The 17323-nt window shown below is 65.4% G+C and carries 13 protein-coding genes; 7 read left to right on the top strand and 6 right to left on the bottom strand.

Translation table 11 applies throughout. The annotated features are described in order from the left end of the window. Positions 1–13 precede the first annotated feature (13 nt). From V9K91_RS08660 to V9K91_RS08645, 4 genes are all read left to right on the top strand, one after another. Entirely contained in the window at positions 14–1396 is a 1383-nt protein-coding gene (locus V9K91_RS08660; protein WP_095364080.1) for an aldehyde dehydrogenase family protein, read from the top strand. Positions 1397–1643: 247 nt separating this feature from the next. Further along, entirely contained in the window at positions 1644–2138 is a 495-nt protein-coding gene (locus V9K91_RS08655) for a hypothetical protein (RefSeq protein WP_141236270.1), read from the top strand. Positions 2139–2256: 118 nt separating this feature from the next. Further along, entirely contained in the window at positions 2257–2547 is a 291-nt protein-coding gene (locus V9K91_RS08650; protein ID WP_095364082.1) for a hypothetical protein, read from the top strand. A 476-nt stretch (positions 2548–3023) separates the two neighbouring features. After that, positions 3024–3263, top strand: a complete 240-nt coding sequence (locus tag V9K91_RS08645) for a hypothetical protein (RefSeq protein WP_141236271.1) — start codon at positions 3024–3026, stop codon at positions 3261–3263. A gap of 652 nt (positions 3264–3915) precedes the next feature. Here V9K91_RS08645 and V9K91_RS08640 read toward each other — a convergent pair. The 3 genes from V9K91_RS08640 to V9K91_RS08630 all read right to left on the bottom strand — a co-directional run bounded on the left by V9K91_RS08640 (position 3916) and on the right by V9K91_RS08630 (position 5656). Next, positions 3916–4494, bottom strand: coding sequence for a PIN domain-containing protein (locus tag V9K91_RS08640; RefSeq protein ID WP_093536471.1), 579 nt, complete (start codon positions 4492–4494; stop codon positions 3916–3918). After that, positions 4491–4946 (bottom strand): helix-turn-helix domain-containing protein, encoded by a 456-nt coding sequence (locus tag V9K91_RS08635; RefSeq protein ID WP_336443043.1) that lies wholly within the window; start codon positions 4944–4946, stop codon positions 4491–4493. Before V9K91_RS08635 ends, V9K91_RS08640 begins: the two co-directional genes overlap by 4 nt. A gap of 134 nt (positions 4947–5080) precedes the next feature. Further along, positions 5081–5656 carry a metal-dependent hydrolase gene (locus tag V9K91_RS08630; protein ID WP_095364083.1) on the bottom strand — a complete coding sequence of 192 codons (576 nt, stop codon included), beginning with the start codon at positions 5654–5656 and terminating at the stop codon, positions 5081–5083. Positions 5657–5871: 215 nt separating this feature from the next. Here V9K91_RS08630 and V9K91_RS08625 point away from each other — a divergent pair, with 215 nt between their 5' ends. From V9K91_RS08625 to V9K91_RS08615, 3 genes are all read left to right on the top strand, one after another. Beyond that, positions 5872–6231 carry a hypothetical protein gene (locus tag V9K91_RS08625; RefSeq protein ID WP_095364084.1) on the top strand — a complete coding sequence of 120 codons (360 nt, stop codon included), beginning with the start codon at positions 5872–5874 and terminating at the stop codon, positions 6229–6231. Positions 6232–6700: 469 nt separating this feature from the next. Then, positions 6701–7036: a hypothetical protein gene (locus tag V9K91_RS08620; RefSeq protein ID WP_095364085.1), complete on the top strand. Its 336-nt coding sequence runs from the start codon at positions 6701–6703 to the stop codon at positions 7034–7036. 45 nt (positions 7037–7081) lie between these two features. Beyond that, positions 7082–7618 carry a hypothetical protein gene (locus V9K91_RS08615; RefSeq protein ID WP_176472673.1) on the top strand — a complete coding sequence of 179 codons (537 nt, stop codon included), beginning with the start codon at positions 7082–7084 and terminating at the stop codon, positions 7616–7618. A gap of 57 nt (positions 7619–7675) precedes the next feature. Here V9K91_RS08615 and V9K91_RS08610 read toward each other — a convergent pair whose 3' ends face one another. The 3 genes from V9K91_RS08610 to V9K91_RS08600 all read right to left on the bottom strand — a co-directional run bounded on the left by V9K91_RS08610 (position 7676) and on the right by V9K91_RS08600 (position 17235). Beyond that, entirely contained in the window at positions 7676–8173 is a 498-nt protein-coding gene (locus tag V9K91_RS08610; RefSeq protein WP_095364086.1) for a ferritin-like domain-containing protein, read from the bottom strand. 102 nt (positions 8174–8275) lie between these two features. Continuing rightward, a complete protein-coding gene (locus tag V9K91_RS08605; RefSeq protein WP_095364087.1) occupies positions 8276–8527 on the bottom strand; it encodes a hypothetical protein in 252 nt (83 codons plus the stop codon). After that, complete coding sequence (locus V9K91_RS08600; RefSeq protein ID WP_336443041.1) at positions 8524–17235, bottom strand: glucoamylase family protein; 8712 nt, start codon at positions 17233–17235, stop codon at positions 8524–8526. The genes V9K91_RS08605 and V9K91_RS08600 overlap by 4 nt, the downstream gene beginning before the upstream one ends. Positions 17236–17323 lie beyond the last annotated feature (88 nt).

Raw genomic sequence — 17323 nt, 5'->3', positions numbered from 1 at the left:
CAAGGAACCCCACATGTTGACCGTAGTACAAGCCTTCGACCGCGCCCCCATCCAGGACGTTCCGTTCGATGACGCCGCCGCGCTGGAGCGCAAGCTCGGCAATGCCGAACGCGTGTTCAAGGACCGCGATGGCTGGCTCAAGCCGCATCAGCGCATTGCCATCCTGCGCAGGCTGGCGGCCCTGATGGAAGCCAAGCGTGACCACCTGGCCATGCAGATCGCGCGCGAAGGCGGCAAGCCGCTGCCCGATGCCATTGTCGAAACCAACCGCGCCATCGATGGCGTGCACAACGCCGCCGATGAACTACGCAACTTCGCCGGCCGCGAAATCCCGATGGGCCTGTCGGCAGCGGCGGAGAACCGCTGGGCGTTCACGACCAAAGAACCGCTCGGCATCGTCGCCGCCATCTCGGCGTTCAACCACCCGCTGAACCTCATCGTCCACCAGGTTGCCCCTGCCATCGCGGTGGGGTGCCCGGTCATCATCAAGCCGGCCTCGACCACGCCACTGTCCTGCCTGGAGTTCGTGGCGATGGTCCACGAGGCCGGCCTGCCCGAGCCGTGGTGCCAGAGCTTCATTCCGGAAGGCAACGAACTGGCCGAAGCGCTGGCCACCGACAAGCGCGTGGCCTTCCTCAGCTTCATCGGCTCGGCGCGGGTGGGCTGGTCGCTGCACTCCAAGCTGGCCCATGGTGCACGCTCGGCGCTGGAACATGGCGGCGTAGCACCGGCCATCGTGGACCGCAGCGCGGACCTGGCCAGGATCATCGAGCCCATCGTCAAGGGCGGCTACTACCACGCCGGCCAGGTGTGCGTGTCCACCCAGCGCATCTTCGTGCACAACGACATTGCCGAAGACTTCACCGAAGCCCTCATCGCACGTGTGGAGAAGCTGCGCACCGGCGACCCCACCCTGAAGGACACCGAAGTAGGCCCGCTGATCCAGCCGCGCGAAGCCGACCGTGTGGCCGAATGGATCGACGAGGCGGTAAAGGATGGGGCCACGCTCGCCACCGGTGGCAAGCGCCTTTCCGAAACGACGTTGCAGCCCACCGTGCTGCTCAATCCCGCCGATGACGCGAGAGTCACTACGCAGGAGATCTTCGGGCCGGTGGTGGCGGTGTATCGCTACAGCGCGCTGGACGAGGCCATCGCACGCGCCAACTCGCTGCCCACCGCGTTCCAGGCCAGCATCTTCGCCCAGGATATCGACGTGGCCATGCGCGCGGCCAACCGCCTGGATGCCTCGGCCGTGATGATCAACGACCCTACCGCGTTCCGCACCGACTGGATGCCGTTTGCCGGTCGCCGGGAATCGGGCTATGGCACCGGCGGCATTCCGTACACCATGCGGGACATGTCGCAGGAAAAGATGATCCTGATGCGCAGGAGCTGAGCCCAAGGCCCGGAAACGGTATGTTTTCTGGGCAGGGCACAGTAGTTGTACGGGGGCGCAGGGGTAGGGCAGCTGATGCAATAGCACTGCATCCGCCGCCCGCCCTGTTCTGGAGAGTCACATGCGCTTCCTGGCACGTTCGTCTTCCGTCACGCTCATCGTTGCAGCGCTCGCCACCAGCGGGTGCCAAAGCACTCCGCCGCCTGCTGAACCTTCAGCGCCTGCGCCCCGGGCGTTGCCGGGCCCCATGACAGCGGCATCTGCCGGGGTGACGTTGCAGGGGCAGATCACCGCCATCGATACCCGCACCCGCGCGGTGACGGTCACCGGTGCCGACGGAGGCAGCCTGGACTTCATCGCCGGCGCCGACGTGCGCAACTTCAACCAGCTGAAGGTGGGCGACAAGGTCACCCTGGATTACCAGGCCGCCGTCGCCCTGGACCTGCAGCCGGCAGGCAGCGCGCCGGTCGGCGTGACCCAGTCTCAGGCCGGTACCGTGCCGATCCGCGGCGCCACGCCAGGCGGGGCGCGTTCGAACACCATCGAGATCGTCACCGAGGTGGCGGCCGTGGACCCGGTGGCCAACACCATTGCGCTGCGAGGGCCGCGCGGCAACACCCAGATCATTGCGGTGGAGCGCGAGGACCTGCGGGCCAAGCTCCCCAGCGTAAAGCGCGGCGACCTGCTCAAGATTTCCTATACCGAAGCCGTCGCGCTGGGCATCCGCCGCGACAGCCCCTGACACAACGGCGGGGGAGGCCCGGGGCAGGTGGGTGTACGCCTGCCCCGGTGGGGCACTTGACGGGCCAGTGGGGCAGCCTTGAAGATCGGCGTATTCAGCCTGCATCCAAGGATTGACCATGTCTGGCTTCATCGGTGACCTGTTGGAAGGCATTGTCGATTTCGTGACCGACATCTGGGTGCTTCGCCGGCAGCGCGCCGCGAATGGCCGGGGGGCGAACTCGTGGAGTGAGGATGCAGCGGATACGGCTGTGTTCAATGCCTGGGTGATCGGCTTGTCGATCCTGGCCCTGGCTGCCGGCAGCATTATGGTCTTCGTGCTCAAGCTGCCGCTGTGGATGAGCTTTGGGCCGCTCCTCGCGGTTGGCGTCTACGTGGGCTACCGTTGGATTGCGCTGACGCGCGCTTGATCGCGCACCGTGCGCCGAATGCGTCACGCGTTCGGATTCGCCGAGTCGAACACTTCTAGCGCGGCGAACGCCTCACTCGTGACCGGGTGCCAAGAAAAACACGCGACAGCGCACGGAATTGCGTGCCAACGGCCCGTTCCACGCCACGCATAGATGGCGCCGATCAAACGCGGCCAATCGAAAGATCAAAACAACTTCCGCTATGCTTACGTCCGCGACATGGTTGTGGCTCGGAGCGTAAGAACTCCCGTGGAACGATGCAATCAAGACGTGCTATGTCGGGAGGGTGACGAAATAAAACACCTTCGCGGAAATACGTTGCGCCGGTCCACGCGGTTCTTAACCTCCCGACTCCCTCGCCATCCCGGCGAGGGAAGCTTCCCAACGGAGGTTCCACCATGTCCAGCCATTCCACCGACGCATCCTCTAGCGCAGTCGCCAGCCAAAAGCTCTGGTGGCGTAAGCCCAGGAGCGTCATGACCAACGCGCTGCACCACGACGGCCTTGTTACGTTTCCCGGCTGTCCACCCATTCCCTGCCTGAAGCTACGCGGGCTGTGGATTCACGCATTAGGCATCGAGCCTGGCACTCGGCTGTACGTGGAGACAAAGCCGGGCGTAATCGTGCTTTCCGTGGATGCGCCGGCCGCAGCCAGTGCAACTGTTGTTGCATATCGAAAGCTGGGGCGCGGCCACATCACACTCGATATGCAGTGAAGTTCCAGCAGCGCGAGTCGTTGGGTGTCCGCCTCTTGCCGGAGTCGGACATCGGGTGGAGACGAGCTTGGCCTGATGACGCCTGACTGCTTTGCTCATTGAGGATTGGTCGCCAGCAGTAGCTTGCGCGAGCAGCTATGTGCTCTCAGTGGCTCCCCGAGGGAGCATGAGCTCTAGTCCGTATTCGACGGAGGAAAGGAAGCTGACTTCGGCGACGGCCAGGTCAGCATCTCGAAATGAGCCGCTCGTGCACCTTGAGCGGAATAGCTCAAGCCAGCCTGACGGCGGACCATCAGTAGGGCCGTGACTTATCTGCAGGAGCAATACTCCGTCCGCGCCGCCACAAGTAAGCTGTAATTTCGCATTTCCAACTCTTACCGTGGTAGCGGAGCCCGTCGAGGTCATCGACGAAGGCTCGTCCGAAACGTCAAACTTCCTCGCTCCGGCAAGAGCGCGGAACTGGTCTAGCGCATCTTCGACGGTCACTATGTTCACAGTTCCCCTCCAGTGGCGACTTTCCACCATTGATTGGCAGATTGAGTATTCAAGCGTGTGCTAGGTAAGTAATGGAGTCAGACCGGTAGCCTGGCCACAGGAGATTGGAGTCTGCAAGATATGACAGTCAGGCCTGCGTAAGCTGTAACCACCATCACTAGAGCATCGCCTTGTAGCCCTCAAGGCACTTCACCGTCTGAGCGAGTTCTGCCTTAAGCAATACGTTGAAGAGCTCTTCTATAGTCAAGGGCGGGCTCTTGAGCGCGAGGCGCATGTTCCGCACCGCGCCTAATACCTGGGCTTGGTGCAGATCGAATACGTTCTCCACAAACTCGTCCGGGTGTTGTACTTCGAGCCCCCAGCGTTCCAACGCTGCTGCGGGAAAGTCCTTGAGGTTGTAGGTGACGATGACGCTGGCGCCGCAGCGAATGGCCGCCGCTACAACGTGCCGGTCACCTGGATCAGGCAGACCCTCAATGCCGTCAATCAATGGCGCGTAGTCGGCCACCAGACAGTCTTCAACGGCATCATTCATTTGCTGTGCTGTACGGTCGAGCCGTTCCCGCGTGAGGTCGGGGCGATTCGCCAAAAGGTTGCGTATCCATTCGTCATGGATGTCCCCGCTCCAGCGTGCGCGAAAGCAGCGGGTGCAGGCCAGCCGCATCAGCAGGTCGCGGACGTTCGCTGGGTATAGAACGCATGCGTCAAATACCGCCGTGAATGTAGAGCTGTTCACTCGTAACCCATTCGCAGTTCCTGGGCTTCGGCGGCCAGGTTGTCCAAGGCCGACTGACTTGCCTCATCGCGCGCCTGCTTATACGTCATCAGGTCGTCGAAGCGAATACGGCGGTGCTTGCCTGTCTTGTGGAAGGCAAGCTTGCCGGTCTCCAGCAACTTGACCAGATAGGGGCGCGATACATTAAGAAGATCAGCCGCTTCCTGGGTAGTCAGCTCCGCATGTACGGGCACGATTTTCACGGCGTTGCCATCCGCCAGTTCCGATAGGATTTCGCTGAGCAGCTGCAGGGCCGCCATTGGCAGTTGGATCGGGTGGAGCCGGCCCTGAGAGTCGACCAGTTGGACCAGTTTGGTCTCGAATCCGGTGGCCAGATAAGCAGCCAGCTCACGCTGAGCGGTCGTGGCCGCTTCGATATCTTGGGTGCGGGGAAGGGTTACTTGTCGGGTCATGGTCTTCTCCGTCGCGAGCACAGCCAATGGGTGCGGCTGGGGCGCCCATTCTATTCGCAATATTCGCAATTCGCAATATTCGAAACGCTGGCGCTTGCACGGCTGGGCTCGTCCGGCTGTCCGAGCTGACCGGCCTACCTCCCCAGCCTGATCGACCAGATTAGAAAAGAGGCCCAGATCGCGAGCATAAGAAGCGTCCACCCGGCAAGCTCCGGGAACCTGCGGCGGCCGGACACAGCGACCAAGAGCGTGAATACTGGACCAAGAACGCCCATCTCGATCAGCAGGTTCCGCCAGAGATAGAAGTTGTCGAACGCCAGCGACCCTGCACTTGGAAGAACGCCGGCCGGGATGCTGACTCCACCATCGAGAGGCCAGAACAGCGGAACAGCGTGAGCACCCACCAGCAGGTCGAGCAGCGGGTGGGACATGCCGGCGGCCAGCAACCATCTGAGCTTGAGGTTCACGGTGACAAACCGCGACAGGGTGAGTTTGACCAAAAGCGTGGCACCTACCGCCACGAGAAGGCTGTGACTGAACCGAGGAGCTGCCGCGTAGTCGAAAAACCAGACAGCGAAGTAGTCCAGATCTGGCCCCACAGCCAAGGCAACGAAAGGAACCGCCGCCCAGCGCGACGAACCGCGTTGCTGCGCGTTGCAGCACAGGTACATTGTGAGTCCTGCCGAAGCATGGGCCACGATGGAAGACATCGATTCAGTTGTTGGTGATCAGCAGCGAGCTTGACCCGGCCGTATGGGCGGCTGATGGTGCCTGTGTGTGGCGGGGGTGAGGCCTGAGCCGAGCGGGGCAGGGGATCAGGCGGGCCTGTTGGCGGGGCCAGTTGTGGGGAAACCGGCACTGAACTAGGCTCGCAGCAGATGAGCTTTGCGGCTCGGCTTGAATCCGGAGTTGGTAAGGGGGGAGGATGTTTCGCCGTCAGTTGTTCTATGTCCAGGTGCACCAAGACCACTTCACTGCCCGCGCCGTCGGTGGAGACAGAGCTATTCATCGCCAGCGCTCCGCCCTTGGTAATCGAGCGGGTCCGACCAAGGACTTCTCCGCCGTCCGGGCTGAGCTAAAAGCAATCTTCTCGGAGCTCAAGACCGGCTTCTCATTCGTCAGGCCGTGGGCGCTTCTCCACTTTGATCCGGTCGAGTACCCGATCACGAAGGAAGAGCTCGCTGCGTTCCAGGCGGCGGCCATGCGGAGTGGCGTTAGCTTCTGCTGGCTCTCCACGTGGGAGCATCCTCATGAAGACAAGGAATTGTTGGATATGTTGAAGTAGGAACCGGCCCAACGGGCGTTGAACCGGAGGAGAGGCGCGGCAATGCGTTCAAGCTGATGCAGCTACGCGGAACTGGGTCAGCCAGATCTGTTGCAGTTAGGGACAGGGATGACAAACGGTTCGGCAGCCAGGAACGGCTCCAGTGATGCCATGAAGCGTGCGTGCGCTACCCGAGCGCACGCGAACTGGCGCCCCAGGTGCGGGTCTTCATCGACTGGCTGGTGGAGCGTATTAGGCCTGAGCCCTATTGGGACCGGGGGTTGTTACGTTGAGTTCGCCTGAGTATCGGCTTGAGAATGTCGCTTGGAGCGGGCGATCTGCGCTCGCTTGTTGGCCGGCCGCGCCTGCTCTAAGATCGGGCATCGGCCGGGGGGATCCTGCCGCAGCGTGTTTCCTTGGTAGTTCATGAGAGTCGAAGCCGCGTCGCGGCTCGTCCTGTTTCAGAAACTTGACCGCGAAGGGGAAGTCAATGGAATTGATCGGTTTCGCTATCGTCCTTTTCGTATGCCTGGGTATTGGCAAGGTCATCAACATCATGGCGCGCCGATTGGTGTTCAACGGCGCAGGTCTCTACCTTGCACTGTTTGCAGCCTTTGCAATCTGGAACATCTACCTGTCGTGGAACTCCACCCTCGATTCATTCCAGATGGGATACGCCCTCGGTCGCAACATCACGCCACCGCTCATCATCGCCTTGGTTGCTACTTACTTCTTCTTCAAGTTCAGGACAGACAAGGCGCATCAACTTCGTGTCCAGAAGCTGCGCCAGAGCAGGGCAGAGCTGAGTGTGACCCCTGACAACTGAGTCAGGCAGTCGTTGTCGCCAAGCATCCAAGGGCAAGGAAGAACATTGGCAAACCATACATACCGCTTGCTCCCCAGCGCCGCTCTCGGCCTGGCTGTCATCGCGGCCGCCGCGCACCTTGGCTGGGAATACACTCACGACGGCATCCGCAGCCACCATCTACTTAACCGAGCTGACCTGCCGACGATTTCCAATGCATGGGGCCTGCTGGTGCTGCCTGTGCTGGGCTGGCTCGCTGGCAGCGTCGTCGCGCGCAGGGCGTCGGTGGCACCCTCGGCGGCACGCAAGGCGCTGGCGGGCTTTCTTGGCGCGCTGGCTGCAGGTTCCGCATTGTCCGTGGCCTTCGTCGCCGGCAGCGAGTATGCCGCGGGAGCGGTGTTCCTGGGCGTGCTGCTCTCTGGACTGGTGCTTCCCACTTATCGGGCCGAGTACCTGTTCGGCTTCGTGCTGGGTATGACCTTCGTCTTCGGCTCCATTCTGCCCACTCTGTTCGGGCTTCTGGCAGTTGCCATCTCCGCCGCTGCACACCTGCTGCTGTGGCCAGCGGGAATGTGGGTATTGCGCCGCGCCCGCAGTCAATGAAGTGAACGGCATTGCGGAGCGGCCAGTCAGGCCGCTCCCTGCTGACGCGCTACCGGTTCAGGCCGCCTGCGCGGCCTTGGCGTTGCCCCCGGACTTGGCGATCATCGTCAGCTTCTCGTCGGTTGCCTTTTCTTCCGCAAGGGTTTCCAGCAGCAGCGGCAGCGCGTCCTTGTACCCAAGCTGCTTGGCGAGCGCGGCGATCGTGCCATAGGACGCGATTTCGTAGTGCTCAACCTTCTGGGCGCCGCCGATCAGGGCGGCATCGCGCACGGGGCCTTCCTCGATGCTGTCGATGGCCTCCTTGCCTTCCTCCACCAGCCCTTCCATGGCAGCGCACTTGATGCGCTTGAGCCGGATGCCGAGCAGTTCCACCACCTTGTCGATGCGCTCGATCTGGCCCTGGGTTTCCTCCAGGTGGGTTTCGAACGCGGCCGCCAGGTCCGGATTCGTCGCGGCACGGGCCAGGCGAGGCAATGCCTTGGTGAGCTGCTTTTCGGCGCTGTAGATGTCCGACAGCTCGTGGATGAACAGGTCTTCTGCGGTCTTGATCGCCATTAGGGTTCTCCGGGTGGGTGCTGAGTGAAGCACCGAACCTATGCCCCTTCCCGTGAGCTCCGCGCGCAGGGCTGTGAAGTGTTCTACACAGCCCGCTGCGCGTCACTGTTCGGTCGGCGGGCTGTCGCCCCGTTCATGCCACGGCGGAAGCTCCAGCGCGTGGCCCTTGAGCATGGCTTTGATGCGCGCGCACATCTCGCTCCTTTCCGTGTCCGCACATTGGTCGAGAATCTCCGCTGCAAGCTGTTCAAACTGCGGCCAGAACTGCGCCGGATGGCGCGTGTGCGCCAACCATTGCGCCAGCATCTCATCCAGCGCATCCAGCCGTTCCTGAGTCTCGGGTCGCAGGCTCATCCCGGCGGCGCCTCCAGATCAAGCGCCACACGGTAGTGGTGACCATCGTCGCGGAGCTGGACGGTCAGGTCCGGCTGCAGCACGTCATCCACATGCAGGGTGGGCTGCCCCCGCGCAGTTCGGGTCACCACGAACTCGTAGCGGCTGCGGCCGAACCGGTAGCTCAGTTCGAACGACGGCCAGTGGTCAGGAAGGCACGGTGCAAGCGACAGCCGGTCGCCCTGGCGGCGGATGCCGAGCAGGGATTCGACCAGCAGGCGATACATCCAACCGGCCGAACCGGTGTACCAGGTCCATCCGCCTCGGCCCACGTGCGGCGATACCGCGTACACATCGGCGGCCAACACATAGGGTTCAACGCGGTAGGTCTGGACCGCCTCCGGGTCGAGCGCGTGGTTCAGGGGGTTGATCATGCCAGCCAACTCCCAGGCTCGGGCCGCATCGCCCTGGTGTGCAAAGGCCATCGCTGCCCACACGGCTGCGTGGGTGTACTGGCCGCCGTTCTCGCGCACGCCGGGTACGTAACCCCGAATGTATCCCGGGTCTTCCGACGTCTTGTCGAAGGGCGGGTCCAGCAGCTGGATCAGCTGGGCGTCCTTTCGCACCAGATGCGTGTACAGCGAATCCAGCGCCTGCTGGGCACGCTCGGGCGCGGCGACGCCGGACAGCACCGACCAGCTCTGGGAGATTGAATCGATGCGGCATTCCTCGCTCTGTTTCGATCCCAATGGCGTGCCGTTGTCGAACCACGCACGGCGATACCATTCCCCGTCCCAGGCATGCTGTTCGAGGTTCTGGCGCAGGGTGTCGGCCTGCTCCTGGCACCAGTGCGCACGATGTTCATCGCCACGCGCACTGGCCAGCGCGATGAAGCGGCGCAGCGTGTCATGCAGGAAGAAGCCCAGCCACACGCTCTCGCCGCGCTGCTGGTCGCCGACACGGTTCATGCCGTCGTTCCAGTCGCCGCTGCCCATCAAGGGAATACCGCGTTCGCCGAGCATCCGGCAACCGCGCTCGAGCGCGAGCACGCAATGCGCATACATCGTCCCACGCAGTGCCGAAGGGGTCGGCATGTCGTAGTAGCTTTCCTCTTCCAGCGTCACTGCGCGGCCTTCGATGAAGCCGACCATTTCGTCCAGCACGGTGGCGTCGCCAGTGACCTCCAGGTAGCGGCATGCGCCCTGGGGTAGCCAGAGATAGTCGTCCGAGCACCGGGTGCGCACGCCACGCCCCTGCGGCGGGTGCCACCAGTGCATCACATCGCCTTCGGCGAACTGGTGGGCAGCGCACAGCAACAGGTGTTCGCGGGCCAGATCCGGCCGGGCGTGGATGAGTGCGAGCACATCCTGCAGCTGGTCACGGAAACCAAACGCGCCGCCGGACTGGTAGTAGCCACTGCGCGCCAGGTAGCGGCTGCCAAGCGTCTGGTAGACCAGCCAGCCATTGGCCAGCGCGTCCAGCGCCGGGTCCGGGGTGCGCACCTGCACGCTGGCCAGCACGTGGCGCCAGTGGATGCGTACGGCGTCCAGCGCATCGTTGGCCTCGTGGGCGCCCTGGCGGCCACGAACCAGCGCGAGCGTTTCGTCGCGGTCGCGGCCGGCGCCCAGGCGGAACGTGGTTTCACTGCGCTCGCCCGGCGCCAGTTCCAGCGGCACCTGCAGCGCCGCGCAGGGATCCAGGCCGGCGCCGGAACGCCCACCCAGGCGCTCGCGGCGCAGCGCCGCCGGTGCATGCAGGCCGCCGTTGCGGCCGATGAACTCCAGGCGGTCGCAGGTCCAGCCGCAGCCCTCGGCATCGGTATCGAAGAAGGCCATGCGCCCGCCGAAATCGGTGCTGTAGGTGTTGCGCGCCAGCAGCGCGCCGGTCTGCGGGTCGCGTTCGGTGACCACGTGCATGCGCGACTTCGCGCGCAGGTCACCCATCACCCATTCCACATAACCGATGGCCGACAGCCGCCTCGGCCTGCCCGACAGGTTGTGCAGCCGCAGCACCGAGTACTTCAGCGGCGCGGCGACGTCGACGAACACCCACAGCTCGCTGACGATGCCGTCTTCGAAGTGTTCGTACACCGTGTAGCCGAATCCGTGACGCGTACGGTACGCCCCGGTACCCCGGCGCGGCAGCGGCATCGGCGACCACACGCGGCCGGTATCCTCGTCGCGCACGTAGAAGGCTTCGCCGCCGGTGTCGGACACCGGGTCATTGAGCCAAGGCGTCAAACGGAATTCGTGCGCGTTCTCGAACCAGGTGTAGCCCGGCGCGCTCTCGCTGACCACCGTGCCCAGGCGGGCATTGGCGATCACGTTGGCCCACGGTGCCGGGGTCGGCGCGCCTTCGCGCAGCACCACCACGTATTCGCGACCGTCCTCGCTGAAGCTGCCGGTGCCGTTGTCGAACTGGCCGGCGCCACGGTAGGGCAGGAACGGCCACGGGTCGTCCATGTCTTCGTCGTGCGCCGGGGGCGGGGGCAGGCCAGGCTCCGGGCCCGGATCGGCGATGATGGGCAACCCTGTGGTCTGCTCCATCGAGAGTGCCAGTTCCTCCTGAACCGCCTGCGGCACCAACGCCGGAATCCGTTTCGCGGGAGTGGCTTGGCGCCCCACCTGTGCCACCAGGGTGCCATCCTCGTCACTGATCACCGCACGCGCTACGGCCTGCAACAGGATGCGGTCCTCGTGGGTCATGTTCTGCACCGGCCGCACGAAAATGCCGCCGGGGCGGTCGAGCAAGCCCGTCTCCGAACTGGCGGCCACCATGCCCAGGATCTGGTCCTGCAGCTCCTGCCGGTAGCCGGCCTTGCTGTCGTTCCAGATCACCAGGTCGGTGTTGAGGCCCTTCTGGCGCCAATAGGCATGCGCCTGCACCAACTGCCGGACCAGCTCCACGTTCTCTGCGTCGGTAACCTTGAGCAGCACGATGGGCAGGTCGCCCGAGATGGCATGGCCCCACAGCCCGGATTGTCCGCGCTGGTTCTGCTGGAGCACGCTTGCGCCCGCGCGCAGCAGTGGATTGGCATACAGCACGTGGCTGGCCAGGCGCTCATAGAGCTGCGCCTCGGCCTGGGTGGCATTGATCTGCCGGCGTACCACCTGGCTGTGTGTCCAGGCCAGGTCGAAGACGCGGTCGGCCAGGCGGCGGTCACGGTATTTGTCCAGCAAGGCCTCGCAACCGGGACGGTCGGCACCGATGCCATAGACCATGTCCAGCTGCACGGTCTGCTCAGGCTCCAGCACCACGCGCACACGGATGGCCACGATCGGGTCGAGCACCGAGCCGTCCGAACCGGAGAGGTCGGTGTCGGTGGTCAATGCCTGCGGCGTGCGCGGCGTGTTGCCGCGCCCGAGGAAGCGCGCCCGGTCGGTTTCGTAGGAGATCGACGCCACGTCGGCGTCATGCACGGCGACCAGATGGAACATCCACGGTGGCACTTCGTCGTGCGAGCGCGGCCGCCGGGTGCACAGCACGGCCTGCTTGGCGGCCACGATCTCGCTCTGCACGAACAGGTTGCTGAAGGCCGGGTGCGCATCGTCAGATGCCGCCGGTGCCAGTACCACTTCGGCATAGGTGGTGATTTCCACGGTGCGCGTGCGACGGCTGCGGTTGGTCAGGCGCAGGCGCCTGAGTTCGATGTCGTCCTCGGCGGAGATGGCCACCTGCAGGTGGCTCTCGCAGCCATGCAGTGCGCCACGGAATTCGGCCTTGGCGTCGGTGAAGATGGCCTCGTAGTTGTCCATCGGCACGCAGGTGGGCTGGTAGGCGGCCGACCAGAACTGACCGCTGTCCGCGTCGCGCAGGTAGCAGAACGTGCCCCAGGCATCGGTGGTGCCGTCCTCGCGCCAGCGCGTGAGCGACAGGTCGCCGTGGCGGCTGTAACCGCCGCCGGCGTGGGTGAGCATGCCGTGGTAGCGGCCGTTGGAGAGCAATTGCACTTCCGGACGCGGGCCCCCGGGCTTGCGCAGCACGCGCAGCGACGTTTCGTCCTGTCCCGTAGCGGCGTGCTCACCCAGCGATTCGACTTCATGCGGATGGAACACGCCGACGCGCGGAATGCGCTCCTGCAGCAACAGCAGCGTGGCCTGGAATTCAACATCGGCCACGAAGCGGCGCTGCATCGGCTGGTCGCGCAACAGGTAATCCAGCGACAGCAGGCCCATGCCCTGGTGGTGGGCCATGAACGACCGCAGCAGCACGTGGTCGTGCCCCGGCGGCACCCGGGCCGGGGTGTAGTCGATCGCTTCGTACATGCCAAAGCGCCCGGCGAAGCCCAATCCTTCCAGCGCCTGCAGGTTCTGGCAGGCCGCTTCCGGCGCCACCATCAGCGCCATCATGCTCGCGTAGGGCGCGATGACCCGATCCTGGCCCAGGCCACGCTTCAGCCCCAACCCCGGAACGCCGAACGCGCGGTACTGGTAGTTCAGGCGCGCATCCACGGCGTTGTAGCCGGACTCGGACACGCCCCATGGCAGGTTCAGGCTGCGGCCGTAGACGATCTGCGCTTCCACCGCATGCCGCGCGGTCTGGTCGAGCAGGGTGTCCGGGTAGCTGGGCATCACCAGCTGCGGCATGAGGTACTCGAACATCGAGCCACTCCACGACAGCAGCGTCGGCGTGCCGTTGACCTCGGTAAGCAGGCGGCCAAGGGCGAACCAGCTCTCCTGCGTCAGCTCCCCCTGGGCGATGGCCACGAAGGCGCACAGCCGCGCTTCGGAAGCCAGCAGGTCGTAGAAGCTGTTGTCGAGGCGGTGGTCGTCTACGTTGTAGCCAATGGAGAGCAGTTTGCGGGAGCGGTAAAACAGGAACCCGTATTCCATCAGCGAGAACTGCCCGGCGCGGTGCGCCAGGTCCTGCAGCTGCTCGATGCGTGCGCGTGCGTCCGCACCGGCCGTACCGGGCAGGGCGGCCAGCTGGCGCAGGCTGGGCACGGGCGCATCGGCATCCGCACTGGCATCGACCGGGATATCGGCGAGCGCCGCACAGCCGGCATGGCATTCGGCAGCGAACAGTGCCGGCCAATGCAGGTCACCGTCCTGCGGCGACACCGGTGCCGGCCACTGCGCCAGCACGGTGTCGGCCAGGCCGGCCAGCTCCTGCAGGCGGGCGAGTGCTTCGGCAGCACCGCGCGGCAGGTCGGCCCGCGTTGCCACCAGGCGCTGGCGCAGGTGGCTGAGCGCTTCGGCCAGCGGTGCGTCACCGGGGCGAAGGCGCTGCCGCTCCTCGTCCAGCACGCCGAGGGTATCGGCCAGGCCATCGAACGTGTGCGGCGCCAGTACCGGCGCGTCCACCAGTGCGAGCAGCCCCTGGCGTAGGGTGAGCAGGTGCCCGGCCAGGTTGCCACTGTCCACGGTGGAGACGTAACGCGGCAGCAGCGGCGCCAAGGTTTCGGTGTCGTACCAGTTCAGGAAGTGGCCGCGATGACGCGGCAGCTGGTCCAGCGTGCCAAACGCCAGCGCCGTGCGTTCAGCGACCGCGCCCTGCTGCAGGTAACCGAAGTCCCATGCCGACAGGTTGGCCAGCAGGGACAGGCCGATGTTGGTCGGCGAGGTGCGGCGCGCCACCACCAGCGCCGGATGCTCCTGGATGTTGTCCGGCGGCAGCCAGTTATCCTGTTCGCGCACCCAGGCCTGGAAGAACGACCAGGTGCGCCGTGCCAGCCGGCCAAGGAACGCCCGCTGCGTGCCGGACAGTTCGGCGACGATCTCGGCCGGCGGCCGGCCCAGCCACGCCATCAACGCGGGCGCGAAGGTCCACGCCAGCAGGAAGGGCAGGGCCAGCGGCAGCGCCTGCGGACGCAGGACGGCCACTACCGCCACCAGCGCAAGCGCCAGCAGCGATCCCGGCGCCATCACCCGCCATTCCGCGCCACGGTCGCCGCCCAGGCGGCGCTCGACTTCGCTGGAGGGATTCCACTGCAGCAGGTGGCGACGAGTGATGGCCATGCGCCACAGCGTGCGCAGCACCGCGCCGCCAGCCAGCAGTGCTTCGTAGGGCAGGCAGGCAATCTGCGTGGCAGCGCGCAGCAACGACTGCAGCGTGCCGCGCCCGACCTTGATGTAATGCGCTTCCAGCGGCGTGTCGTCCGGCACGCTCAGGGCATCGCGCAGCATGCCGATCAGCGGCGGCGCGAACCACAGGGCCAGTACCCACACGGTCCATGCGGCCGGATTCTCGGCGTACAGCCAACCCGCCACCAGCAGGACCAGCGCGGCGGGGGGCACCAGGCTCCGGCGCAGGTTGTCCAGCAACTTGCCGCGCGACAGCAGGCTGAGCCGGTTGCGTTCCCAGCCTGATCCCGGGCGCGGGGTCCACGGCATCAGCCAGGGCAACAGCTGCCAGTCGCCGCGGATCCAGCGCGCACGGCGCTTGGCGTCGGCGGCATAGCGTTCGGGGTAGTCCTCGTACAGGCGCACGTCGCTGACCAGGCCTGCACGGGCATAGCAGCCTTCCAGCAGGTCGTGGCTGAGGATGCGGTTCTCAGGCAGGCGGCCCTCCAGCGCATGCTCGAAGGCGTCCACGTCATAGATGCCCTTGCCCACGAACGAGCCTTCGTCGAACAGGTCCTGGTAGACGTCCGAGACCATGCGCGTATACGGATCGATGCCGGGTTCGCTGCCGAACATCCGGGCAAACCGCGAGGTGCGGCGCCGGCCCAGGCTGGTGCCCACGCTGGGCTGCAGGATGCCGTAACCCTCCACCACGCGTTGCAGCGTTGGATCGAAGCGCGGCCGGTTGAGCGGGTGGGCCAGGGTGGCGACGAACGCACGCGCCGCATCGCGCGGCAGCTGCGTATCCGAATCCAGGGTGATGACATAGCGGACGCCGCGCAGGACCTCCGCGTCACCGACGATGCACATGAACGCGCTTCCATCGCCATGGCGGAGCAGGGCATTGAGTGCGGCCAGCTTGCCGCGCTTGCGCTCGTGCCCCATCCACACCCCTTCACTGGGGTTCCATTGCCGGGGCCGATGCAGCAGGTAGAAGCGATCGCCACGTTCGGACGCGTAACGCTGGTTCAACCCCTCGATGCGCAGCACCGCGTGCGCAAGCAGGGCGTCGTCGGTCGGCAGCTGCGCTTCTGCGGCGTCGAGGAAGTCGGTCAGCAGCACGAAGCGCAGCTGGGGATCGCGGTTGGCCAGGAACCGGACCTCCAGCGCTTCGACCAGGACATCGATGCCGTCGGTGCTGGACAGCATCGACGGTACCGCGACCACGGTGGCGCAGGCCGCAGGAATGCCCTCGCTGAAATCCAGCTTGGGCAACGGCTTGGGAGCAACCAGCACGGTCGCGGTCCAGTTCACCAGCACGATGCCCAGCTCGCTGAACACCAGCAGCCCGAGCAGGGCAGCCAGCCAGATGGGAACCTCGCCACTGCCGGTGGCCAGCAGGCCCCAGGTGGCCAGCACCGCCAGCAGGGTGATCGGCAGCAGGTACAGCGCAAGTGGCACGCGGTGCGCAAGTCGCCGCGCCTTGCGGTGGCGTGGCGCTGCGTCGGCCACCGCGTCAACGGTGGTATGCAGGCCTTCGCCGACCAGCCAGTAGCCCACATGCGTGCGTGGCCCGTCGGGCGGGGTAGCGGCCCGTGCCAGGTCCAGCGCGATGGTCGCAACGCGTTCTTCGGCGATGCGGCTGCCGCGCGCGATCTTCTCCACCACATGGCGGTAGGCGTCGCGGGTACCGAAGTCCATCTGCGGATACACGGCCATCGGGTCTTCGCGCAGCCGCTGCTCGACCACGCTCATGTCTTCGACAAAGGTGCGCCAATCCATGGTGGACAGGAATCGCAGGCTGCCGATGCTGTTGCTGATTGACACCTGGTCGGAGGCCTGCTGCTGCCCTTCGGCGGCAACCAGCTCCTCGATGCGCTGCCCGGAGGCCGCTGCCCACTGTTCCAGCCAGGCGACGGGCATGGCCCATGCGCCGCCGCGGCCGTGCAAGGAACGGGTCAGCTCGGCGATGAACGCACCGGTCAACGGCGGCTCGGAGCGCGCCATGTCGGCCACCACCAGCACTACATCGGTGGGGGTGTCGGAGGCCGCGCGATTGAGGTCATCCGCCCATTGCGAGGCCAGCCGCCGGTCTTCTCCATCGCGCATCACCCGCGCGGCCATGCGCCGCAGGTTCTCCAGCAGGGCCAGACGCAGCATGATCGGAACGGCCCACAATTCGCCCAGGCTCAGCGGCGCGAGCGACTGGTAGGAAGCGATGAAGCGGCCCAGCGTATCGCCGTCTATCCGGCCATCACCATGTGCGATCGCCTGCATCGACAGTTCATACACGCGCGGCAACCCGGCCGAGGGGCCGGTGGCAAGCGACGGCAACTGCCGGCTGTAGCCGCGTGGCAGGTGGCGCCTCGCGGTCTGGATCTGTTCTTCGACCAGGTAATAGTTGTCGAGCAGCCATTCCCCCGCCGGGGTGACCGGGCGCTGTTCGCGCACCACGCTGCTGAGCAGGGTGTTGGCATCCTGCAGGACACGTTCGTTGGCCTGCAGGCGTTCCAGCAGGCGCTCGGGGCTGGGCCGCATCCGCACGCGGTGCTGGCGCGCAAGCGCGCGGCCGTAGACCTCCATCTGTTCAACGCTGTAGAGCGCGGCCCGCAGCGGACCCTCGGTGGCTTCAATGGCCGGAGCCGAGGCCTGGCGCTCACGCCAGCGCCAACGAACAAGCCGCCGCAGGCGAAGCCAACGGCCAAAAAGACGGCGAAGGTGGGGCATAGGATACCGGGGAGGGGGAGGCAGGTTGCGCCTTGCATCGTTGCATTTGGGGGGACGTGCACGCTGTGAAGGTCATATATACCTCCCA

It is taken from the genome of Stenotrophomonas sp. CCNWLW57, from assembly GCF_037203925.1.
Lineage (GTDB): Bacteria > Pseudomonadota > Gammaproteobacteria > Xanthomonadales > Xanthomonadaceae > Stenotrophomonas > Stenotrophomonas rhizophila_A.
Note: the sequence above shows the minus strand (reverse complement) of the source record. Positions and strands in the feature narration are given on the sequence as shown.

Bases quoted from the DNA above. Each gene is read 5' to 3' on its own strand.
- V9K91_RS08635 (WP_336443043.1), bottom strand. From the start codon at position 4,946: ATGACCCGACAAGTAACCCTTCCCCGCACCCAAGATATCGAAGCGGCC.
- V9K91_RS08625 (WP_095364084.1), top strand. From the start codon at position 5,872: ATGTTTCGCCGTCAGTTGTTCTATGTCCAGGTGCACCAAGACCACTTC.
- V9K91_RS08600 (WP_336443041.1), bottom strand. From the start codon at position 17,235: ATGCCCCACCTTCGCCGTCTTTTTGGCCGTTGGCTTCGCCTGCGGCGG.
- V9K91_RS08660 (WP_095364080.1), top strand. From the start codon at position 14: ATGTTGACCGTAGTACAAGCCTTCGACCGCGCCCCCATCCAGGACGTT.
- V9K91_RS08620 (WP_095364085.1), top strand. From the start codon at position 6,701: ATGGAATTGATCGGTTTCGCTATCGTCCTTTTCGTATGCCTGGGTATT.
- V9K91_RS08645 (WP_141236271.1), top strand. From the start codon at position 3,024: ATGACCAACGCGCTGCACCACGACGGCCTTGTTACGTTTCCCGGCTGT.
- V9K91_RS08650 (WP_095364082.1), top strand. From the start codon at position 2,257: ATGTCTGGCTTCATCGGTGACCTGTTGGAAGGCATTGTCGATTTCGTG.
- V9K91_RS08630 (WP_095364083.1), bottom strand. From the start codon at position 5,656: ATGTCTTCCATCGTGGCCCATGCTTCGGCAGGACTCACAATGTACCTG.
- V9K91_RS08610 (WP_095364086.1), bottom strand. From the start codon at position 8,173: ATGGCGATCAAGACCGCAGAAGACCTGTTCATCCACGAGCTGTCGGAC.
- V9K91_RS08655 (WP_141236270.1), top strand. From the start codon at position 1,644: ATGACAGCGGCATCTGCCGGGGTGACGTTGCAGGGGCAGATCACCGCC.
- V9K91_RS08605 (WP_095364087.1), bottom strand. From the start codon at position 8,527: ATGAGCCTGCGACCCGAGACTCAGGAACGGCTGGATGCGCTGGATGAG.